General features: G+C 63.0%; 21 protein-coding genes and 1 tRNA gene. 7 read left to right on the top strand and 15 right to left on the bottom strand.

Annotated features, from left to right (window positions below):
• Positions 1-22 precede the first annotated feature (22 nt).
• Positions 23-322, bottom strand: coding sequence for an Asp-tRNA(Asn)/Glu-tRNA(Gln) amidotransferase subunit GatC (gene gatC / locus AAGS40_RS00470; RefSeq protein ID WP_345812470.1), 300 nt, complete (start codon positions 320-322; stop codon positions 23-25).
• Positions 323-702: 380 nt separating this feature from the next.
• Here gatC and AAGS40_RS00465 point away from each other — a divergent pair, with 380 nt between their 5' ends.
• The 5 genes from AAGS40_RS00465 to rodA all read left to right on the top strand — a co-directional run bounded on the left by AAGS40_RS00465 (position 703) and on the right by rodA (position 7265).
• A complete protein-coding gene (locus AAGS40_RS00465) occupies positions 703-1746 on the top strand; it encodes a rod shape-determining protein (protein ID WP_004189550.1) in 1044 nt (347 codons plus the stop codon).
• Positions 1747-1899: 153 nt separating this feature from the next.
• Entirely contained in the window at positions 1900-3057 is a 1158-nt protein-coding gene (mreC, locus tag AAGS40_RS00460) for a rod shape-determining protein MreC (RefSeq protein WP_345812469.1), read from the top strand.
• Positions 3054-3566 carry a rod shape-determining protein MreD gene (gene mreD, locus AAGS40_RS00455; protein WP_345812468.1) on the top strand — a complete coding sequence of 171 codons (513 nt, stop codon included), beginning with the start codon at positions 3054-3056 and terminating at the stop codon, positions 3564-3566. The genes mreC and mreD overlap by 4 nt, the downstream gene beginning before the upstream one ends.
• 134 nt (positions 3567-3700) lie before the next feature.
• Positions 3701-6106: a penicillin-binding protein 2 gene (mrdA, locus tag AAGS40_RS00450; RefSeq protein WP_345812467.1), complete on the top strand. Its 2406-nt coding sequence runs from the start codon at positions 3701-3703 to the stop codon at positions 6104-6106.
• 10 nt (positions 6107-6116) lie between these two features.
• Entirely contained in the window at positions 6117-7265 is a 1149-nt protein-coding gene (rodA, locus tag AAGS40_RS00445) for a rod shape-determining protein RodA (RefSeq protein WP_345812466.1), read from the top strand.
• Positions 7266-7374: 109 nt separating this feature from the next.
• On the opposite strand, the gene AAGS40_RS00440 is transcribed toward rodA, so the two are convergent.
• The 14 genes from AAGS40_RS00440 to def all read right to left on the bottom strand — a co-directional run bounded on the left by AAGS40_RS00440 (position 7375) and on the right by def (position 20066).
• The gene (locus tag AAGS40_RS00440; protein ID WP_345812465.1) at positions 7375-8076 is read right to left on the bottom strand and encodes a tetratricopeptide repeat protein; all 702 of its coding nucleotides are present in this window, start codon (positions 8074-8076) and stop codon (positions 7375-7377) included.
• Positions 8073-8855, bottom strand: coding sequence for an aldolase/citrate lyase family protein (locus AAGS40_RS00435; protein WP_345812464.1), 783 nt, complete (start codon positions 8853-8855; stop codon positions 8073-8075). The genes AAGS40_RS00440 and AAGS40_RS00435 overlap by 4 nt, the downstream gene beginning before the upstream one ends.
• 227 nt (positions 8856-9082) lie before the next feature.
• Positions 9083-9529 carry a 6-carboxytetrahydropterin synthase QueD gene (gene queD / locus AAGS40_RS00430; RefSeq protein ID WP_345812463.1) on the bottom strand — a complete coding sequence of 149 codons (447 nt, stop codon included), beginning with the start codon at positions 9527-9529 and terminating at the stop codon, positions 9083-9085.
• A gap of 7 nt (positions 9530-9536) precedes the next feature.
• Positions 9537-10169 (bottom strand): 7-carboxy-7-deazaguanine synthase, encoded by a 633-nt coding sequence (queE, locus tag AAGS40_RS00425; RefSeq protein WP_345812462.1) that lies wholly within the window; start codon positions 10167-10169, stop codon positions 9537-9539.
• A 93-nt stretch (positions 10170-10262) separates the two neighbouring features.
• Entirely contained in the window at positions 10263-10994 is a 732-nt protein-coding gene (gene queC, locus AAGS40_RS00420) for a 7-cyano-7-deazaguanine synthase QueC (protein WP_345812461.1), read from the bottom strand.
• A gap of 364 nt (positions 10995-11358) precedes the next feature.
• A tRNA-Phe gene (locus AAGS40_RS00415) sits at positions 11359-11434 on the bottom strand.
• 90 nt (positions 11435-11524) lie between these two features.
• Positions 11525-12214 carry a response regulator transcription factor EsaR gene (esaR, locus tag AAGS40_RS00410; RefSeq protein ID WP_345812460.1) on the bottom strand — a complete coding sequence of 230 codons (690 nt, stop codon included), beginning with the start codon at positions 12212-12214 and terminating at the stop codon, positions 11525-11527.
• Positions 12215-14629, bottom strand: coding sequence for a PAS domain-containing sensor histidine kinase (locus AAGS40_RS00405; protein ID WP_345812459.1), 2415 nt, complete (start codon positions 14627-14629; stop codon positions 12215-12217).
• Positions 14619-15218 carry a DUF4390 domain-containing protein gene (locus tag AAGS40_RS00400; protein ID WP_345812458.1) on the bottom strand — a complete coding sequence of 200 codons (600 nt, stop codon included), beginning with the start codon at positions 15216-15218 and terminating at the stop codon, positions 14619-14621. The genes AAGS40_RS00405 and AAGS40_RS00400 overlap by 11 nt, the downstream gene beginning before the upstream one ends.
• Positions 15215-16654, bottom strand: a complete 1440-nt coding sequence (rsmB, locus tag AAGS40_RS00395) for a 16S rRNA (cytosine(967)-C(5))-methyltransferase RsmB (RefSeq protein WP_345812457.1) — start codon at positions 16652-16654, stop codon at positions 15215-15217. The genes AAGS40_RS00400 and rsmB overlap by 4 nt, the downstream gene beginning before the upstream one ends.
• 172 nt (positions 16655-16826) lie before the next feature.
• The gene (gene htpX / locus AAGS40_RS00390) at positions 16827-17684 is read right to left on the bottom strand and encodes a zinc metalloprotease HtpX (protein ID WP_345812456.1); all 858 of its coding nucleotides are present in this window, start codon (positions 17682-17684) and stop codon (positions 16827-16829) included.
• 99 nt (positions 17685-17783) lie between these two features.
• Positions 17784-18425 carry a LysE family translocator gene (locus tag AAGS40_RS00385; protein WP_345814441.1) on the bottom strand — a complete coding sequence of 214 codons (642 nt, stop codon included), beginning with the start codon at positions 18423-18425 and terminating at the stop codon, positions 17784-17786.
• 110 nt (positions 18426-18535) lie between these two features.
• Positions 18536-19531 (bottom strand): methionyl-tRNA formyltransferase, encoded by a 996-nt coding sequence (fmt, locus tag AAGS40_RS00380; protein ID WP_345812455.1) that lies wholly within the window; start codon positions 19529-19531, stop codon positions 18536-18538.
• A gap of 31 nt (positions 19532-19562) precedes the next feature.
• Positions 19563-20066, bottom strand: coding sequence for a peptide deformylase (gene def, locus AAGS40_RS00375; RefSeq protein WP_345812454.1), 504 nt, complete (start codon positions 20064-20066; stop codon positions 19563-19565).
• A gap of 245 nt (positions 20067-20311) precedes the next feature.
• Between def and dprA the strand changes: the two genes are divergently transcribed.
• Both dprA and AAGS40_RS00365 read left to right on the top strand, forming a co-directional pair.
• Positions 20312-21532: a DNA-processing protein DprA gene (gene dprA / locus AAGS40_RS00370; RefSeq protein WP_345812453.1), complete on the top strand. Its 1221-nt coding sequence runs from the start codon at positions 20312-20314 to the stop codon at positions 21530-21532.
• 89 nt (positions 21533-21621) lie between these two features.
• On the top strand, positions 21622-21999 hold the full coding sequence (locus AAGS40_RS00365; RefSeq protein ID WP_345812452.1) for a thioredoxin family protein: 378 nt from the start codon (positions 21622-21624) through the stop codon (positions 21997-21999).
• Positions 22000-22103: the final 104 nt, after the last annotated feature.

Genomic DNA, 22103 nt, shown 5'->3' with positions numbered 1-22103 from the left:
CCTGGGCTTTAAGCGCGGGGTGTTACTCGATCACCTTCGGCACGAGGTACAGGCCATCCTGCACGGCGGGTGCGGGGCGCTGGAATGCTTCGCGCTCGACGGTTTCGGTTACCACGTCTTCACGCAGACGCAGCGCGACGTCTTCGATCTGCTCGATCGGATGGGCGAGCGGCGCGATACCGGTGGTATCGACCGCCTGCATCTGCTCGACGAGGCCGAAGAAGTCATTGAGCTGGGCGAGCGTGTGCTCAGCGTCGGCATCGGCCAGTTCGAGCCGTGCGAGATGCGCGATGCGTTTAACATCGGTCAGAGTCAGAGCCATGCAGTCACCGGAAAATGTGGTGGACCGCCGCAGCGCGGGAAAAACGATGCTGCGACAGCGGGTTACGACACTGGAGGAAGACCACGATAAAGGGGCCAGCGGTAGCGAAAAGTGCCACCCGTTTCCTTCAAATCATCCAAAATTATAAGGTATCATTACGCGTTCGACCCAAACCCGGACCGACTTACCAAGGCCTTTCTGAACAAGTTTCAAGGATAGTTCGGAATTTTCTGACCTGGCTTTGCATCGGCCTCCGGTAGACTCCCTCGCAGCTTCAAGTTCCGCTGGCGCCGCTTCCGCCCGGTTGAAGCTGTTATTTTTTCCGCTGCCGCCCTGCGCATAGGTTGCGCGGCCCGGCCCCAAGCGAGACAGGATTTTGAATGTTCGGTTTTCTGCGCAGCTACTTTTCCAACGATCTGGCCATTGACCTCGGCACGGCCAACACGCTCATCTACATGCGCGGCAAGGGTATCGTTCTCGACGAGCCTTCAGTGGTGTCGATCCGTCAGGAAGGCGGCCCCAACGGCAAGAAAACCATCCAGGCAGTCGGCAAGGAAGCCAAGCAGATGCTCGGCAAGGTGCCGGGCAACATCGAGGCGATCCGCCCGATGAAAGACGGCGTGATCGCCGACTTCACCGTCACCGAGCAGATGATCAAGCAGTTCATCAAAACTGCTCACGAATCGCGCATGTTCTCGCCGTCGCCGCGCATCATCATTTGCGTGCCGTGCGGTTCGACCCAGGTCGAACGCCGGGCAATCAAGGAAGCTGCGCACGGCGCAGGCGCTTCGCAGGTCTATCTCATCGAAGAACCCATGGCTGCCGCGATCGGCGCCGGCCTGCCGGTGTCCGAGGCAACGGGCTCCATGGTCGTCGATATCGGCGGCGGCACGACCGAAGTCGGGGTGATCTCGCTCGGCGGTATCGTGTACAAGGGTTCGGTGCGCGTGGGCGGCGACAAGTTCGACGAAGCAATCGTCAACTACATCCGCCGCAACTACGGCATGCTGATCGGCGAGCAAACCGCCGAAGCCATCAAGAAGGAAATCGGCTCCGCGTTCCCGGGTTCCGAAGTCAAGGAAATGGAAGTGAAGGGCCGCAACCTGTCGGAAGGCATTCCGCGCAGCTTCACGATCTCCAGCAACGAAATTCTCGAAGCCCTCACCGATCCGCTGAACCAGATCGTGTCGTCCGTCAAGATTGCGCTTGAACAAACCCCGCCGGAACTCGGTGCGGACATCGCCGAGCGCGGCATGATGCTCACGGGCGGCGGCGCATTGCTGCGCGATCTGGACCGCCTGCTCGCCGAAGAAACCGGCCTGCCGGTGCTCGTCGCCGAAGACCCGCTGACCTGCGTTGTGCGCGGTTCGGGCATGGCGCTCGAACGCATGGACAAGCTGGGCAGCATCTTCTCGTACGAGTAAGCGAGCTCGTCTCCATGTCAGTAGCGCGGATCTGGCAAACGGCCCCATGCGGGCCGGTTTGCCGTTGGCTGGACCTGCCAGCCTCCGCGCGCTGAACGCGCGTTCGCCGCGCGCCGCCGTCTCACCCAACCGCTCACGCCCCCGGCGCCGACCATGGAATACAGTCCGCCGCCCCTGTTCAAGCAAGGCCCTTCCGCACTCGCTCGACTGGTATTTTTCGTCCTGCTCGCGCTGGCCCTGCTGATCTCCGACGCACGTTTCAACACGCTCGAAATCGTTCGAGGCGTGCTCGGCGCGGGTCTTTATCCGTTGCAACGCGCGGCGCTGGTACCGCGCGACGTCTTCATGGGCGCGGCCGATCTGGCCGTGACCAGCGCTACGCTGCGCAGCGAGAACAACACGTTGCGCGCGAAAAATCTCCAGTTGTCGCAGCAAGCCAATACGGCCGCTGAACTCGCCGCTGAAAACACGCATTTGCGCGCGCTGCTGCAATTGTCGCAACGCTCGACCACGCAGGCGCTTCCCGCTGAAATCCAGTACGACACGCGTGATCCATTCACGCAGAAAGTCGTGATTGGCCGCGGCGCGCAGCAAGGCATCCAGAACGGATCGCCGGTCGTGAACGAAGACGGCGTGATCGGCCAGGTCACGCGCGTGTTCCCCCTGCAGGCGGAAGTCACGCTGCTCACGGACAAGGATCAGGCCGTGCCTGTCCAGATCGTACGCACGGGTTTGCGCAGCGTAATCTACGGCACGCCGAAGGGTGACACGCTCGATCTGCGCTTCGTGCCGATCAGCGCCGACGTGCAAACGGGCGACGAGCTCGTCACGAGCGGCCTCGACGGCATCTATCCGCCCGGGCTGCCGGTTGCCAAGGTGGTGCGCGTGGACAAACAGGCCGACACGGCTTTCGCGCGCGTCATCTGTCTGCCCATTGCGCCGGTGCGCGGCGCACGTCAGTTGCTGGTGCTGCATTACGTGAACGACGTACCGCCGCGTCCGCCGGAAGAGCCCGACGCAGCCACCGTGGCGAAAGACGCCAAGGCGAAGAAGAACGCGAAGCCGGCCGACGGCAAAGCCGCCACCGCGGACAAATCCGCGGCGAAACCAGGCGGAAAATCGGCCGACAAGCCGGCTGAAAAGCCGTCGGACAAGGCTGCGGACAAGGCCGCCGACAAGCCGGCTGCGACGCCAAAGGCCGCAGAGAAAGCGCCCACCAGATCCGCTGCGGAAAAGAAAGCCGCAGCTGAAAGAAAATCAGCCGCCGAAAAGAGCGCAAAGCCGCAAGCGAAGCCGGGGACGCAGCAATGAACCGTCCGCAATACATTCTGCAGCCGGTCAATCCTTACTTCATTGCATTCAGTCTGGCCGCGGCTTTCCTGCTGAACCTGATGCCGTGGGGCCGTTTGATCGGCGTACCCGACTTCGTCGCGCTCGTGCTGCTGTTCTGGAACGTCCATCAGCCGCGCAAGGTCGGCATGGGCATCGCGTTTTCGCTCGGCCTGTTGATGGACGTGCACAATGCCAGCCTGCTCGGCGAGCACGCGTTGGCCTATACGCTGCTGTCGTATGGCGCGATCACGATTCATCGGCGGGTGTTGTGGATGTCGCTCGGTGTTCAGACTTTCGCGGTGATGCCTCTGCTGGTGGCCGCGCAACTGGTGCCGTTCATCATCCGTCTACTGACCGGCGCGGCGTTTCCGGGCTGGGGTTATCTGATCGACGGTTTCGTCGAAGCTGCACTCTGGCCCGTGGCCAGCGTATTGTTGTTGATGCCGCAGCGCCGCCCGGCCGATCCGGACGATACGCGGCCTATTTGATTGCGCGTCGAGCCGCCGGCTGTTCTGACCGAACACGCATGGCCCGCTGTGGCGCTCGCTCTTCATGCCTTCCGGTTCCGGCCGAAATAGGCGCACACTCATGATGGCCGTCGAGCGGCCTTTTGCAGAATCGCATGACCGAATTCAAGGACACCCAGCAACAGCTCTCGAAGTTCCGCCTGCGCGTCGCGGCGGCGGGGCTGTTCGTGTTCGTCTGCTTCGGGCTGATCGGCTTCCGCTTTCTGTTCCTGCAGGTGTGGCACTACAGCAAATATTCGCTGCAAGCCGACGAAAACCGCATTTCAGTCGCGCCGATCGTGCCGAACCGCGGGATCATCACCGATCGTAACGGTGTCGTGCTGGCCAAGAACTACTCGGCCTACACGCTGGAAATCACGCCCTCGAAGCTGAACGACTCGCTCGAAAACGTGATCGACAATCTGGCCACCGTGGTCTCGATCGACCAGCGCGACCGGCGCCGCTTCAAGAAACTGCAGGAGGACTCGAAAAACTTCGAGAGCCTGCCTATCCGCACCCGCCTGACCGACGACGAAGTCGCGCGATTCACCGCGCAGCGCTTCCGTTTTCCGGGCGTCGAAGTGCGCGCGCGTCTGTTCCGCCAATATCCGCTTGGGCCCACCGCCGCGCACGTGATCGGCTACATCGGCCGGATTTCGCAGCGCGACCAGGAACGTATCGACGACGCCAGCGACCAGAACGACAGCGACCCCGATCACTACGATCCGCGTCTGGACGCGAATAACTACAAGGGCACGGATTACATTGGCAAGATCGGTGTCGAGCAGAGTTATGAAACCGAACTGCACGGCCAGACCGGTTTCGAGGAAGTGGAAGTCACAGCCGGAGGCCGGCCGGTGCGCACGCTGTCGCGCACGCAAGCCACGCCTGGCAACAATCTCGTGCTGTCGCTCGATATCGGTCTGCAGCAGGTCGCCGAACAGGCGTTTGCCGGCAAGCGCGGCGCGCTTGTCGCGATCGAGCCGTCAACGGGCGACGTGCTCGCGTTCGTTTCCGCGCCGAGCTTCGATCCGAATGCGTTCGTCGACGGCATCGATCAGCAGACGTGGGACGACCTCAACAATTCGCCGGATCACCCGCTCCTGAACCGTCCGCTGCACGGCACGTATCCGCCCGGCTCCACGTACAAGCCGTTCATGGCGCTCGCCGCGCTCACGCTGCACAAGCGGACGCCCGGCTGGGGCTTCCAGGATCCGGGCTCGTACACGTTCGGCGGCCACACGTTTCGCAACGACGTGCGCTCCGGCCAGGGTTGGGTGGACATGAACCGCGCGATCGTCGTCTCGAACGACACCTACTTCTACATGCTCGCGCACGATCTCGGCGTCAACAACATCGCCAATTTCATGAAGCCGTGGGGGTTCGGGCAGATCACCGGCATCGACATTTCAGGCGAAGCGCGCGGCATCCTGCCGTCCACGGAATGGAAGCGCAAGGCTTACCGCCGGCCCGAGCAGCAGCGCTGGTATGAAGGCGAAACGATCAGTCTGGGCATTGGCCAGGGCTATAACTCGTTCACCATCCTGCAACTCGCGCATGCCACGGCGACGCTTGCGAACAATGGCGTCGTGATGAAGCCGCACCTCGTGCGCGATATCGAGAATCCGATCACCAAAGAGACGCGGCCCGTGGTGCGCGACCCGAGCGACAGGATCGCCGTCAAGCAGTCGGACATCGACATCATCAAGCGCGCAATGGAAGGCGTGGTGACGAACGGCACGGCGTCGAAACTCTTTATCGGCGCGCCGTATCAGGCCGCCGGCAAAACCGGTACGGCGCAGGTGTACTCGCTGCAAGGCGCGAACTACAAAGGCCACGCGATTGCGGAGCATCTGCGCGACCACGCGCTTTTCATCGCGTTTGCGCCGGTCGAGCAGCCGAAAATCGCGCTTGCGCTGATCGTCGAAAACGGCGGCTGGGGCGCGGAGTCGGCCGGCCCGATCGCGCGCCGCGTACTCGATTACTACCTCGTCGGCAAGAACAAGCCCGGCGCGGAAGCGGCAGCGATCGAGGCAGCGGCGTCGGCTACCGAAGACGCGTCTGCGCCGGAAGTCGGCGCGGCGCCGTCATCGCAAGACGCGGTGCAGCCGGTCAAGGTTGCGGCGGGCTTCACGGCGCTGCCCTTGCCGGGCGCGGCGTCGGCGGCAGCGGCGGCCTCGGCTGCGGCGGCTGCGTCAGCGGCCAACGCGGCTTCCGCCGCCGATGCGGGCTCCGGCGCCGTCGCTGCGTCCGCATCGGCTGTTGCAACGACAACCACCGCCGCGAAACCGGGGGCGTCGGCAAAAACCGGCGCGTCGGGCAAAGCGGGCGTCGCGGCATCGTCGGCGGGGGCCGCTTCCGCTTCCGGCGCCGCAAACATGGCGACGCGCAAGCCCGGTATGCCGCATCACCCCCGTCCGGCCAGCGAAGCGGTTCCGACCGCCGCCGCGGCTCCGTCGCGCGACGACGGCATCGAACCCAAGTTGCCACGCCAGCCGGCTACCGGCGGCATCGACGAGTAAGGAGAAAGGCATGCAATTCGACAAGCGCGCCTGGATCGACCGCGTCAAGCGGATGTTCGCGGGCTTCGACCGCCCGCTCGCGCTGGTGGTGTTTCTGCTGTTGTGTGTCGGCATCGTCACGCTTTACAGCGCAAGCCTCGACGTCCCCGGTCGCGTGGAAGATCAGCTTCGCAACATCATGCTGACGTTCGTGCTGATGTGGGCACTCGCCAATGTGCCGCCCACCACGCTAATGCGCTTCGCGGTGCCGCTCTACACGTTCGGGATCGCGTTACTCGTCGCGGTTGCGCTCTTCGGGCTGACACGCAAAGGCGCGAAGCGCTGGATCAATGTCGGCGTGGTCATTCAACCGTCAGAAATCCTGAAAATCGCCACACCGTTAATGCTTGCGTGGTACTACCAGCGCCGCGAAGGCACGATGCGGTGGTGGGACTATCTGGTCGGTTTTCTGATTCTGATCGTCCCGGTCGGCCTGATCGCGAAACAGCCGGACCTCGGCACGGCCGTGCTGGTGTTCGCAGCCGGCCTCTTCGTCATTTATTTCGCGGGACTGAGTTTCAAGCTGATCGTGCCGGTGCTGATTGCCGCCGTGATTGCAGTGGGATCGATCGCGGCGTTCCAGGACAAGATCTGTCAGCCTGAAGTGCAGTGGCCGCTGATGCACGACTATCAGAAACACCGTATCTGCACGTTGCTCGACCCCACGTCGGACCCCCTCGGCAAGGGTTTCCACACGATCCAGGCGGTCATTGCGATCGGTTCGGGTGGTCCGCTCGGGAAGGGTTGGCTGAAAGGCACACAGGCGCATCTGGAGTTCATCCCCGAGAAGCACACCGACTTTATTTTCGCGGTGTTCTCCGAGGAATTCGGACTTGCGGGCGGCGTTGTGCTGCTCACGCTCTATATGCTGTTGATCGCGCGCGGACTCTACATCGCGGCTAACGGCGCAACACTTTTCGGACGACTATTGGCTGGCTCGCTGACCATGGCCTTCTTCACGTACGCGTTCGTGAACATCGGCATGGTGAGCGGCATCCTGCCGGTGGTGGGCGTGCCATTACCCTTCATGAGTTACGGCGGCACCGCGCTGACGACGCTAGGCGTCGCGATCGGGCTCATCATGAGCGTCGCGCGGCAAAAGCGGTTGATGCAGAGTTAGCGCAGAGTCGTCGGTATCCCGTTGGTTCAGGCGATAAACAGAAATGGGGCGCTCGTTACACCGGGCGCCCCTTTTTATTTGCCGGGATCGCCTGAGCTGCGAAACGGTGTCACTGCGGCTTTGCTTCGTGCTGATCGCGCAGCAGCGCGCTCAACTGCTGAAACTTGAGCCGCGCCGCCGGATCGCCCTGCGCGGCCGCGGCCGCATAGTAAGCCCGCGCGACGTTCAGATTCTTGTCCACGCCGTCGCCGCCACGCTCGTAGAACGAGCCGGTCACGTATTGCGCGGTCATGTCGCCGCCTTCGGCCGCCTTCTTGTACCAGACGAACGCCTGCTTGTTGTCACGCTCTGTGCCGCGGCCGTCGAGAAACTGATTGGCGAGCGCCAGTTCCGCCTGCACGTGTCCCTGCTGCGCCGCCTTCAGAAACCAGCGATGCGCCTCGACCGGGTCACGCCCGACGAACTCGCCGTCGTCGTACATCTTGCCGTACACGTACTGCGCGTGCGACATGTTGGCGTCGGCGGCCTTGCGCAGCCACTTCTTGCCTTCGTCGACGTCGGCCGTGGTGCCCTCGCCGTTGAGCAGCATCATTGCGTAATTGAACTCGGCAAGCCGGCTGCCGCGCTGCGCGGCCTTGCGAAACTCGGACAGCGCAGCCGTCAGATTGCCGGCGTTGTAGTCCGCCACTGCGGTCTGCGTTTCCGGATCGTTCGACTTCGCCGGGCGGTCCTGCGCGTATGCCGCCATGTTTACGATCAACGCCGCTGCCACCGCCACACGCGTGGCGACGCTCTGCACCTTCCCCTTCATGACCTCACCTCCTGCAGCGCCTGGCGGGTTGCGCGCAACATCCATATGACGTCCGCGGCCAGGGCGATAAAACGGAAACCAGCTTCGCGAGACTGCCGGGCACTCGCGACGTCCATTGCGAATATACCGCTGGCGATCCCTGCCTTGTCGGCGGCACCGACGATGCGCGTAATGGCCGCCTGCACGTCCGCATGCTTTGAGTCGCCGAGATGACCGAGACTCGCCGCCAGATCGGCCGGTCCGACGAACAGACAATCGACGCCCGGCGTCGCCGCAATCTTCTCGACTTCCTGCAAACCGCGCGCCGATTCGATCTGCACGATAGTCGCAATCTGCGCGTTGGCGTTCTGCACATAGTCGCGGCGCATGCCATAGCCGGCCGCGCGCACGAGGCCCGCGACGCCGCGCTCGCCGTCGAGCGCCTCGGCAGTGGGATATTGCGTGAGGCGCACCGCATGAGCGGCCTCTTCCGCAGACTCGATATTCGGAAACATCAGCGTGCGCGCGCCCGCGTCCAGCACGCGCTTGACGAGCCACGCGTCGTTTGCCGGCACGCGCACCACGGGCTCACTCGGCAGATGCGCGGCTGCGATCGCGCGCAATTGCGACGTGACGTCGGCGCTATCGTTCGGCGCGTGCTCCATGTCGATCAGCAGCCAGTCAAAACCGGCGTGCGCGAGCGCTTCGGCGGCAGTGTCGCTACCGAGCGAGAGCCACAGGCCGAACAGCGGCTCGGTTTCCCTGAGGCGTGACTTGAGGGGATTGGTGAACGTGCTCATCGCTGCGCTCCGTGCCGCTGACGCAACGCCATGCCGTTAACGCGGGAGGCCTTACTGGCTTCACGAGCCAGATGAGCGCGCGAACCATGACGACCGTCAGGTCTGCTGCGACGCAATGCGGGGACCGGCATGTCTCGCTCCGTGTGGTTATCGGAGCGATCATACCGTGACAATAACGGAAGGGTGGGACCGCGCGATGGGCCCTTGAATGCGCGGTGAGCGAGGCGTCAGTCGCGAACGACGTCGGCCCAGCAATTAGGCGTCTCGTACAGACGCAGCTTATACAGGCGCAGATTCACGCCGTAGTGCGCGTCATAGACGTTCGCGAGAATGTTGAACGCGACGGCGGCCAGATTTTCCACCGTGGGAATGCGGTCGAGCACAACGGTCTTGTGACCCGTCATGGTCTCGAGGAAGCCGCGCACCTGCGTGTCGCCCTCGTAGACGAGGAACGCGTGATCCCACTTGTCGACGAGATGTTCGTTGGCGAGCGACTTCACATCGGCGAAGTCCATCACCATGCCGCGATCGGGCGCGCCTTCGGTGTCGACGAGATCGCCCTGCAGCGTGATTTCGAGTACATAGCGATGGCCATGCAGATTACGGCACTGGCTGCGGTGGTCAGGAATGCGGTGACCCGCGTCGAATTCGAGTTTTCGTGTAATCGTCAGCACGGCAAAATCAGGGAATGTTCAGGTACTTGTGGGTCTGCATCGACAGGCGCCATTGCGGATGACGTTTGCACCAGTCGATCGCGAGCCGGGTGTTGATCTCGCGCGACGGGCCGTCCATCGGCTGGACGAGGAAATAGTCGAAGTCGAGCTTCGCATACTCGGACAAGCGCTGGTTGTCCTGCGGAATCACGACCTTCAGTTCGTTGCCTTTGGTGACCACGAGCGGCGCATCGGCCTTCGGGCTCACGCAAATCCAGTCGATCGTTTCGAGCACCGGCAGCGAACCGTTCGTTTCAATGGCGATTTCGAAGCCTGCCGCATGCAGCGCATCCACGAGAGGCGGGTCGATCTGAAGCATCGGCTCGCCGCCCGTGCACACCACGAAACGCTCGCCTTCACCTTCGGGCCATTGCGACGCGATCATCTTCACGAGATCGTCGGCGGTGCGGTACTTGCCGCCGTTCTCACCGTCGGTGCCGACGAAATCCGTGTCGCAGAAGCGGCAGACTGCCTCTGCACGATCTTCTTCGCGGCCCGACCACAGATTGCAGCCGGCGAACCGGCAGAAGACGGCCGGGCGCCCGGCATTCGCGCCCTCGCCTTGCAACGTGTAGAAGATTTCCTTGACCGCGTAAGTCATGCTGCTTTCTGCCTCGTGTTTCTAAAGATGCCGGTGTACCGCTGGTGTAGCACTACCCATTGCCGACGCTGTGACTCAAGCCGTGACTGAGACTCAAACCGGCTCGGTGACTTTCTCGCCGGCCAGATACGCCTCATAGCCGCGCTTGCGCAGACGGCAGGCGGGGCATTCACCGCAACCGAAGCCCCATGCATGCAACTCGGCGCGCTCACCGACATAGCAGGTGTGCGTCTCGACGCGTACCAGCTCAACCAGTTCGTCGCCGCCCAATTCGTGCGCAAGGCGCCAGGTGTCGGCCTTGTCGAGCCACATGAGCGGCGTTTCGAGTGAGAAGCGCGTGTCCATGCCGAGATTCAATGCGACTTGCAATGCCTTCATCGTATCGTCGCGGCAATCGGGATAGCCCGAAAAATCCGTTTCGCACATACCGCCCACCAATATCTGCAGACCACGCCGATACGCAATGGCTGCCGCAATCGTCATGAACATCAGATTCCGGCCCGGGACGAACGTGTTCGGCAGGCCGTTCGCCGTGGCGTGAATTTCGATTTCACGCGTCATGGCCGTATCGCTGATCGAGCCGAGTACCGACAGGTCGATCATGTGATCGTCGCCAAGACGGCTGGCCCATGCGGGAAAAGCGCGTGTTATCGCATGACGGAACCCTTCGCGGCATTCGAGTTCGACTCGGTGCCGCTGACCGTAATCGAAGCCGAGCGTCTCAACCGTGTCATACCGTTCGAGTGCCCAGGCGAGGCACGTGGCGGAATCCTGGCCGCCGGAAAACAGCACCAGAGCGCTACGTTTAGCGTCGTTGCGGATCACCGTGAAACTCCGTGAATGATGAGTGCCGCGTCGCGCTGCGCGAGGTGCGCCATGCAAGCAACGCGGCGCGACGCGTGCCGGAACTGTTGCCGGTCCAAAGCAGTATAGGCCGCGCCTTCCGCACGCAGAGTCGCTGGCGCTTATACCGCTGATCGTCTGGCGAAGGGTTCGGTGCCGGTTGCGGCTCGCCGCGTGGCACGCTGCCGAAAGACTTGCTTGCAAGTCCTTGAACTGGCGCGATTTTATCACGCGACACCGAACGCCGCCGCGCACGCCCATCACCCTGCTTGATGACGACCGGATAACGAGCACCAGCAGAAAAGGAAAAGCCCCAGGAATCTTGCGATTTCCTGGGGCTGAATCCTGGTGGCCTGGGGCGGAATCGAACCACCGACACGCGGATTTTCAATCCGCTGCTCTACCAACTGAGCTACCGGGCCAACGAAGAACGAAATAATATCAAAGGGTACCCAGTCCGACAAGCCCCCTATCCAAAAATTCTCCTGGCACTTATGAATGGGACGCGCGACTCACTCGCCTTTGTTCTTGCCGAGGTCGACACCGAGTTGCTTGAGCTTGCGGTACAGGTGCGTGCGCTCAAGTCCGGTCTTCTCCGCGACACGCGTCATGCTGCCGTTCTCACGCGCGAGGTGATACTCGAAGTACGCGCGCTCGAACGCGTCACGTGCATCGCGCAATGGAATGTCGAACGAGATCGACGCCGTTTGCGCGGCCAGCGCGCCGCTACCCATGCCATCGGTGGAAAGCATCGGCAAAGCCGCTGCCGAGGCCACCGTGGACGCCGTTACCGGCATCGCGGGCTTGACCGCCGCGCCGCCCGGCGCGGCCGCTGCGTTGCCGCGCGCGAGACCTTGCTCGACCGCTTTGAGCAGCTTTTGCAACGCAATGGGCTTCTCGAGAAAGTTGAGCGCGCCGATCTTGGTCGCTTCGACTGCCGTGTCGATGGTCGCGTGTCCGGACATCATGATCACCGGCATCGTCAACTGCCCTTGCGCGGCCCACTCCTTGAGCAACGTGACGCCGTCGGTATCGGGCATCCAGATGTCGAGCAGCACCAGGTCCGGCGCCTGACGCAGACGGAACTCGCGCGCTTCCTGCGCGTTCTCCGCCGCCTCCACGACATGCCCCTCGTCGCTCAGGATCTCCGAGAGCAATTCCCGGATGCCCATTTCATCATCTACCACCAGGATGGTTGCCATTTAAGCTGCCCTTGTCTGCACTGTTGCTTTTCTCGTTCCCTGCGACGCACCGCCGTGCGCAGGACGCGGCCCTGCTCCGGGCGCCGCGGCATCGTCTGCCAGTTGAAGGAAGAGGATCGAAATCTGCGCGCCCTCGATCACATCGCCCGCTTTCATGCGATTGCGGATGTCGATACGCGCGCCGTGTTCGTCGACGATCTTCTTGACCATCGCAAGACCCAGACCCGTACCTTTGGCCTTGGTCGTCACGTAAGGTTCGAATGCACGTGTGAGGATACGCGCGGGAAAACCTGCTCCGTTATCCGACACTGTCAAACGCACCGCGACGCGTACCTTGCCTTCCGCGTCGGGGTCTCCGTATTCTACTGTCCTCGTCTCGAGCAACACACGCGGTTGCGCGACGTCAGCCACCGCATCCTGCGCGTTCTGCAGCAGGTTGTGAATCACCTGACGCAGTTGCGTCGCGTCACCGCGGATTGCCGGCAGTGCAGCCAGTTCCACCTGGATCGCACCCTTGCCTTCCTCTATACCGTACAACGTGAGCACTTCGCTGACCAGATCGTTCAGTTGCAGATGCGCGAGCACGGCAGGCGGCGTGCGCGCGTAGTCGCGGAAATTGTCGACCATCTGCTTCATCGCCGCGACCTGGTTGACGATCGTGGTCGCGCCGCGCTTGAGCACATCGGCGTCTGTGGGGGAGAGCTTATCAGCCAGTTTCATCTGCAAACGTTCCGCCGACAACTGGATCGGCGTGAGCGGATTCTTGATCTCATGCGCAAGCCGCCGCGCCACTTCGCCCCACGCAACCGAGCGCTGCGCGGAAATCACGTCGGAGATATCGTCGAACACGACGACATAGCCGGAGGTCTGCACGTCCTCTGCGTCACGGTCGGTTGCGGACACGAGACGCGCGCCGCGCACGAGCAGCGTCAAGGGCTCGGTTTCTCCCGGCACCTGCACGGAGAACTGTTGTTGCCAATGGCCGCGATCGTCGTGACCATCGCCGCTCGCGGCTTCCCTGTCGGCGAACGCCTTGCGCACCATCGCACCGAATTCGCTCAACACGCCAATGCGTTCGAGCGCTGAACCCAGCATTTCCTGGAACTGCTGACGGAAAATCCGCTCGGCGCCGCGATTGGCGGTGGTCAGCCTGAACTGGCGATCGAACACGAACACACCGGCGGTAAGGTTCGCGAGAATACTTTCCAGATACGCTTTCGAATGCTCGAGCGCAATGCGATTGTTTTCGACCGCTGCGCGCGCCTCCGACAACTGCCGCGTCATCGCATTGAACGACTGCGTGAGAAAGCCCAGTTCGTCGCGCGATTTGATTTCACGCTTCGGCGTGTAGTCGCCCTCGGTAATTTCCTTGGTGCCCTGCGCAAGCAGGAACAATGGCCGCGCAAGCTGATTGCCGAGTGCAAGCGCGAGCATCATCGCGATGAACGTGGCAAGGAACAGCGCGAGCGTCAGCGTGCCAATGTACATCTTGCGCAAGCCGGTACGGCCAAGCGCCTTTTCCTGATACTCACGATACGCGCGCTGCACCGCATCTGCATTACGCGCGAGCGTGGGCGACACGGGCTGCGTGAGTTGCAGGAAACGCTCGGCGGGCTGCAGCAACGCCGCGTTCGAATCCGGAATGCGCTGCACGATACGCAAACGCAGCGCGCCCTTGCTGCCGTGCGCAAGCGGATCGCCATCCACTTCGCCTTCAATGGCGGCGTAGCCGTGGCCGCGCGCCTGGTCGATCATCATTGGCGTGGGCAGGTCGTTTGGCACGAGCGTCGCGTAATTGCTCGACGCCTGCGCGACCACGTGCATGTCCGGCGTTGCGCCCGACATGCTGCGCGTGGGCTCGACGATCGTTGCGTCCTGCACGCCGAACTGGTCGCGCAGTCGCAGCAGCGTCAACGTGGTGCCCGCCGCGTCCGCGCTGGCAAGCTGCTCGGACATCAGGCGACCCTTGGTCTGCAGATCGGACAGCGACGCGTCGAGCATGCCGCGCCCGAGGTTCAGCCCGGAGGTCAGCGCGGTTTCCACGTTCACGTCGAACCACGATTCGATACTGCGCGACACGAACTGATACGACACCACGTAGATGATGCCGCCCGGCACCACGCCAACGAGCGCCATGAAAAACGCGAGTTTTGCCAGCAGCCGCGTGCCGAACTTTCCCTTTTTCAGGCGTGCAATGATGATGACGACGAGCGTCGCCACCACCAGCAGAAAGATCATCGCCACCACGAGATTCGCGGCGTAGAGCCACTGATAGTAGCGGTCGAAGAACTCGGTATTCGCACTTGCAGCGGCCAGCAGCACGAGCAGCAGCACGGCCGTGACGGCGACCGTGGAGACCAGCACCCGCACGACGATGCTGCTGACGCTGGTGGCTCGGCGCACTTTATTTAGCACTTCCGGTCACCGTGAAGGTAAAGCGCTTCCATTCGGAGGCGAGGTTCCAGTCGCGGTTATTCACCGCGTCGATCTGGAACGGCTTGGGCATCAGCGCGATGTCGAGCTGCATGCGCACCGACGCGTTATACGTCTCGCCGGCGTGCACCTCATTGCGGTCGATCACATGCCAGGAGGTTACATGCTTGATGACCGCGAGCGCGTCTTTGAGCGTCGTGAAGCCGAGTTGCAAACCGCCCGACGACACGCTCGACACACGATACTCCCGCGTGAGCGGCTGGAACGAAAGGCGAATGCTTTGCGACACGCTCACCGGCTGTTCGTCGAACCAGTACCAGCGCGGCCGGCTCAGTTCGAAATCGGTAGTGAAATACAGCGGAATGCCTTTGTTGACCGCGTCCTCGAGATTGCTGTTCAGCTCGAAGTCAAACCGCGCGTCGAGACTCCAGCCTGTAGCGTCGGCCTGCAGCGACGCACGCTGCACCGCGATCGAATCGGCGTGCGCCACGCCCGGTGCGGCTAGCCAGACGGCCAGCGCGATCCAGAGCACGGCAGCGAGCCGAAGCGGGTAAAAGCGTTTGATGGTCACCGTTTCTGGAAGCGCGCGTAGAAAAATCCGTCGTGGTCTGAATTCGCGCCGGCGCTGCTCCCAGCGGGTTGTCCGGCCAGGGAACCGGCCGATGTGTCGGCGGGCGCGCGGGCAACAGCGGGTAAAAGTTGCCCTGGCGCGTCCAATCGTACCGCATCCTGGTACTTGTTTCCAAACCACTGCGCCTGCAGCTCGCCTTCTTCGGGAAAGATCGAACACGTCACATAGAGCAGTTCGCCGCCGGGTTTCACGAGCGGCCAGAGCGCTTCGAGAATGCGGCGCTGCTCGGCGACCAGCGCGGGCATGTCCGACGCGCGGCGCAGCCAGCGAATATCCGGATGACGTCGCACGATGCCCGACGCAGAGCACGGCACGTCGGCAAGAATACGGTCGAATGGCTGGTCGATGTCGTCATGCCATTTGGCCGGCGTGCCGGCGTCGCCGATCCGCACTTCTGCTTCGAGCTTAAGCCGCTGCAGATTGTCGCCGATGCGCCGCGCGCGCGACGCGTCGCTCTCGAGCGCTACGAGTTGCAGCCTGGCGAGTTCCAGCAGATGGCCCGTCTTGCCCCCAGGCGCGGCGCACGCATCGAGCACGCGCATCCCGTCGCGCACGTCGAGCAGCGGCGCAGCGAGTTGCGCGCCGGCGTCCTGCACGGAGACCGTACCTTCACTGAAGCCGGGAATGCGGTCGACAGGCATCGGCGTATCCAGACGCACCGCGTACTCGCCTATCCTGCTCGCGCCGATGTGGTGCTCGCGCAGCGTGTGCAGGTAACCGTCGACCGTTGATTGGCGCGCGTTGACGCGCAGCGTGAGTGGACCTTGTGTATTGCCGGCCGCGAGCACCGCTTGCCACGCATGCGGCCATGCGCGCTTCACAGCGTCAATCCACCAGGCCGGGTAATTCCAGCGCGCGACTTCATCGGCTTGCGCGGCATTCAGCAATGTCTCGCGTTCGCGAAGGAAATTTCGCAGCACTGCATTGACGAGGCCTTTGGCAAATGCGAATTCCCGGCGCGCGGCAATCGCGCTCACGGCCTGATCGACGATGGTGAACGGCGAGTAGGCGGCATCTGCTTCATCGTCGATCAGCAGGGCGAAGGCACAGGCGAGCACATGGCCGACGTGCGGCGGCGGCGCCTTTTTCACCAGCCTCGCGATCAGCCATTCGGCGGTCGCGAGGCGGCGCATGGTGCGGTAAGCGATGTCCTGTACCGCGCCGCGCGCGGCGGCCGCACTGCCTTCCGGCACTGAAGCGAGCACCGACTGCAACGCGGCCGGCAGCGCGGCACCGAGGCGCACCGAACCGACAGCCTGGCCTGCGCTGTCGAGCGCGAAGCCGAGCGATTCAGGCGCGAGATGCAGCAGCGACAGACGAGAATCGCGCGGACGCGCCGAGTGTGAAGCTGAACGCGAAGAAGGCTTTGTGGTCATGAAAAAGGCAAGGCAGGCCGCGCGAAGCGCGCAACACGACAACGCACATTGTAGCTTGGCACGGCACGCGGCCTTTTTCAGGCGGCATGCAAGCGGATGGATGGCGCGGCTCGGCACCCATAAAAAAAGGCGAGACTTGCGACTCGCCTTTAATCACTGCGCGCCATTCGCTCTATTCAAAGCGCCCGGTGCGCGCCATTTCCATCAGACGCGCGATACGCTCTTCGGTGGCCGGGTGAGTAGAAAACAGATGGGCGATGCCGCCGCCTGCCAGCGGATTCATGATCATCATTTGCGCGGTGGCTGGATGCGCCTCGGCTGCCGGGAACGGAATGCCGCTCGCGTAACGATGGATCTTGTCGAGCGCGGAAGCAAGCGCCGACGGATCGCCCGAAATCTGTGCGCCTCCGCGATCCGCTTCGAATTCACGCGCGCGCGAAATGGCCATCTGGATCAACGCACCGGCGATCGGCGCGAGCAGCGCGACGGCGATGCCCGCAATCGGGTTGGCCGGACGGCCATCCTCGTCGCGACCGCCGAAAAACATTGCGAAGTTCGCGAGCGCGGAAATAGCGCCGGCCATGGTGGCGGAGATCGTGGAGATAAGAATGTCGCGATGTTTGACGTGCGCGAGTTCGTGCGCCATCACCCCACGCATTTCGCGCTCGGACAACACACGCAGAATGCCGGTGGTCGCAGCCACCGCGGCGTGTTCCGGATTGCGGCCGGTGGCGAACGCGTTCGGCGCGTCTTCGTTGATCAGATAGACGCGCGGCATGGGCAGATTGGCTCGCGTGGCGAGTTCGCGCACCATGCGGAAGAACTGCGGCGCACTGTTTTCGTTGACCTCCTGCGCGTTGTACATGCGCAGAACCATCTTGTCCGAAAACCAGTATGAAAAGAAATTCATTCCAAGGGCAATGATGAGCGCGATCAGCATGCCGCGCGACCCGCCGATCATCCCGCCGATCACGATGAAAAGGGCCGTGATCGCGGCCATCAACATCGCGGTTTTGACCCAGTTGAACATGTTTGCTACTCCTTGCTGACGCGAATCTCATCTGCGCCGTAGAGTACGGCGCCTGATTGTAAGCAAAACGTTAGATAAGGGCGCGCCGGAAAAATTCAATCATCTTGAAGCAGTCGCAAGCTTGAGGCCCAAGCCGACAAAAGCGCTGCCGACCCCGCGGTCCAGCCACTTTTTCAAGCCGGGCTTGCCGGAGAAGCGCCGCGTCACGCTGCCTGCAATCCACGCGACGAAGCTGTTCCAGAGCATGCTCATCACGACGAATACGGCGCCAAGCGTGAGGAACGCCAGCGCTTTATGGTCGCTGCCGGTCGTGACGAACTGAGGAAAGAACGAAACGAAGAACAGCACGACTTTTGGATTCAGCACATTGGTCCAGAAGCCTTGCAGAAAGAGCTGCCGCAGCGACCTCGGCGTGCCGGCCGCCCGCGCTTCGCCCCGCGCCTCTTCCGCTTGCGGCCTGACGAAGATCAGCCGCACGCCGAGATACATCAGATACATGGCGCCGACGAATTTGATGACCGTAAACGCAGTGGCCGATGCGGCAAGCAGCGCAGTCAGCCCAAACGCGCAAGCCAGCGAGTGCACGCAGCAGCCAGCGGAAATTCCAAGCGCGGACATCAGGCCCGCCCCGCGCCCTTGGGCGACGCTCCGGCCGACAATGTAGGCGGTGTCCGGACCAGGCGTCACGTTCAATAAAAAGACCGCGACGACAAAAAACTCGAAATGGGTGATGCCGAACATGAAATCCTCGAACCAGCGTGATTGCATCAAGGATTCTAACGCGCGGCGCACTTGACGCGGCGGACTTGAACATCGGCCGGATGGCGGATGTTCAAGCCGTGAACGACGCGTTATTTTTCTGCTTTGGGGAGTTGAAAGCGCTGCCCCACGGCCAGCGCGGAGCCGGCGAGAAACTCGCGCACCGGCAGGCGCTTGCCACCCGGTTTTTGCAGTTGCGTGAGACGCAGCGCGCCTTCTCCGCATGCGACAACCACGCCTTCCGGCGAGACCTCCGTGATCGTGCCGGGCTCGGCGCGCCCGTGCCCGCTGGCGGCAACAGGCGTTGCACCCCAGATCTTGATCGAGGTGCCGTCTTCCAGTGTGCCGACTCCGCCTGGGAAAGGATCGAACGCACGCACCTGGCGCGCCAGTACGTCCGCCGCGCGCTTCCAGTCGAGCGCGGCTTCGTGCTTGCCGATCTTTTCTGCGTAGGTCACGCCGTCGGCAGGCTGAGGGGTTGCGTCCAGTTTGCCGTTGCGCTCGAGTTCGCTCAACGCTTCGACGATCAGCCGCGCACCGTCTTGCGCGAGGCGATCGTGCAGCGTGGCCGTGGTGTCGTCGTTCGAGATCGGCGTGCGTGCCTCGCCAAGCATCGCGCCGGTGTCGAGCCCGGCGTCCATCTGCATCAAGGTGATGCCCGTTTCCGCGTCCCCCGCTTCGATCGCGCGATGGATCGGCGCAGCGCCGCGCCAGCGCGGCAGCAGCGAACCGTGGATGTTGATGCAGCCATATGGCGCAATGTCGAGTACCTCCTGCGGCAGGATCAGCCCGTATGCGGCCACGACCATCACGTCGTGCGGCGTGGCGCGCAACTGGTCGATTGCCGCGGCGGCCTCGGCCGGGTATTTCCCGGCGCGCCGCAACGAAGGCGGCTGCGCAACGGCAAGGCCATGCTCCAGCGCATAACGCTTCACCGGGCTGGCCTGCAACTTCATGCCACGCCCGGCCGGGCGATCGGGCTGCGTGAGCACGAGCGGCACCGGAAAACCGGCGCCGTGAATCGCGGCGAGCGCGGCCGCCGCGAATTCCGGCGTACCGGCGAAAATGACGCGCAACGAATGACTCATGAACGGGTGCCGAAAGCGAGGTGAACGCGCATTACATGGCGTGGGCGAGCTTCTTCATCTTGCTCTTGATACGCGTCTGTTTCAGCGAAGACAGATACTCGACGAACACGCGGCCCATCAGATGATCCATCTCGTGCTGGATGCACACCGCGAGCAGCGCTTCGCAATCCAGCTCGAAGGTTTCGCCCTTTTCGTTCAGCGCGCGCACGCGCACTTTCTCCGCGCGCTCGACGTTGTCGTATATGCCCGGCACCGAGAGACAGCCTTCTTCCGAGAGTTTCTTCTCGTCGCTCGACCAGATGATTTCCGGGTTAATGAAGACGAGCAATTCGTTGTGATCGTCCGATACGTCGATCGTGATCACGCGTTCGTGCACGTCCACCTGCGTGGCGGCAAGGCCGACGCCAGGTGCCGCGTACATCGTTTCGGCCATGTCCGCGACGAGGCGGCGGATGCGCTCGTTGACCTGTTCGACCGGCTTGGCGACCTTGTGCAACCGCTTGTCCGGGTAATTGAGGATATTCAGTAAAGCCATGATCTCGAGTGTGATTTTAGGCGCCGCCGACCGGCAAAGAGCTCGCGTTAGCCATTCGGCCGAATGGTGGGCGCATCGCAATACGCACAGGATAGATGGTGTCGAACCAGTTCGATTCAACGCGCACTCCATGCGCCAAACGATGAGCCCGCGCGGGTGGGCGCGGCGCTGACATTATTTCGGATGATGAAAATTTTAGCATGGCGCCCGCCTGCCCGCAGGCCCAGCAGGAGGACCGACCCACGATGCACACCTTGCCCGCAACCGTTTCTGAACTTGCCGCGTGGCTGCGGCTCTCGCTTGCGCCGGGGCTGAAACCGGCGGCCCTGCGTCTGTTGCTCACCACATTTGGCCTGCCGGAAACGATTTTCGCGCAGTCGCACGAGGCGCTCGCCGACATCGCCGGCGAAGCCGCCGCGCGCGCGGCGCTGGCGCCGACCGGTCCGGAATTCGACGCCCAGCTCGAAGCGGTGGTGAACTGGTGCGACCAACCCGGCAACCAGGTCGTCATGCTCGACGACCCGGCTTATCCGCCCGCGCTGCTGACCATGCCTGATCCGCCGCCAATGCTCTATATAAAAGGCCGGCTCGAATTGCTGCATGAGAAGGCAATTGCAATTGTCGGAAGCCGCAGCGCAACGCCTCAAGGCGTCGAAGATGCGGAGCGGTTCGGCCGGGAGCTGGCGGCGGCCGGGGTTGCTGTCGTGTCCGGGCTCGCGCTTGGGATAGACGGCGCGGCGCATCGGGGCGGGCTCAGCGGCGTCGGCAGCACAGTTGCGGTGATCGGCACCGGCGCGGACCTCGTATATCCGGCGGCGCATCATGCTTTGGCATGGCAGATCGCCGTACAGGGCGCGATTCTGTCGGAATGGCCGCTCGGCACGCCCGCGCGCGCCGCCAACTTCCCGCAGCGCAACCGTCTGATTGCGGGGCTCGTCAGCGGTGTGGTGATCGTTGAAGCGGCCATGCGTTCTGGATCGCTCATTACCGCGCGGCTTGCCAACGAAATGGGGCGCGATATTTTTGCGCTGCCCGGTTCGATTCACGCGCCGCTGTCGCGCGGATGCCATCGGATGATCAAACAAGGGGCGAAGCTCGTCGAAACGCCGGACGAAGTGCTGGAGGAACTGGGTTTCGCCCGGCGCGCGGCAAAGCACACAGGGTCGGCTGCGGCACGCGCCGCAGAGCGTGGGGACAAGCTTGATGGGAGAACCGAAGTGGGGCCGGCAACCTGCATCGGGCGCCCCGCGGAGTCTGAGCCCGCGTGTGGCGCCGCGTCCGCGCCCGATCCGCAAGCCGAGCGATTGCTCGCGGCGCTGGGCCATTCGCCCACCACGCTTGAAAATCTTGCTGCCCGTACCGAGATGGAGGACACCGCATTACAAACCACGTTGCTGCGACTCGAACTCGACGGCCTGGTCAGCGCGCTGCCGGGCGGACGCTTCATGCGGGCAAGCCGTGGCTGACCCCGTACTCGTCAGGGTTGACCACGGTCCGGGATCGGCCATGCTACATTCGCGCCAAAGCACCTGACAAAAGTACGCAAGGAACCGCCATGCCCGCGCTGAATCTCGACACCGACCAAGACCGGATCGCCGAGTGCGTCAACGACCCCGACACGCTGTTCGTTGCCTGCCTGTGCGCGGAGTGGTGCGGAACCTGTCGTGAGTATCGGGAGGCTTTCGACAAGCTGGCCGAGCGGCACCCTGACATCTGTTTTGCATGGATCGACATTGAAACCCACGCGGATCGCTTCGACGATCTGGACGTTGAGAATTTTCCGACGATCCTGATCGAAGACTCGGTAACGACACGTTTTTTCGGCACCGTGTTGCCGCAGGCGGCTATCGTGGAGAGGATGTTGCATGACCTGACGGCGTTGCCGGGCGTGAGTGGCGCGCCGAAACTGCGGCCCGCGCTGGCAGTTGCCTGACACAGCGCGCCACGGCCTTGGGTACAGGCGGCGCGGGCGTTGCAAGCGGCGCATGGTCCGTCTGCAAGGCTTGCTCAACGGCTGAACGCGCAATTATGATGGCG

Origin of the sequence: Paraburkholderia sp. PREW-6R (assembly GCF_039621805.1) — a bacterium.
Taxonomy (GTDB): Bacteria; Pseudomonadota; Gammaproteobacteria; order Burkholderiales; family Burkholderiaceae; genus Paraburkholderia.
This window is presented reverse-complemented; position numbering and strand designations above follow the sequence as displayed.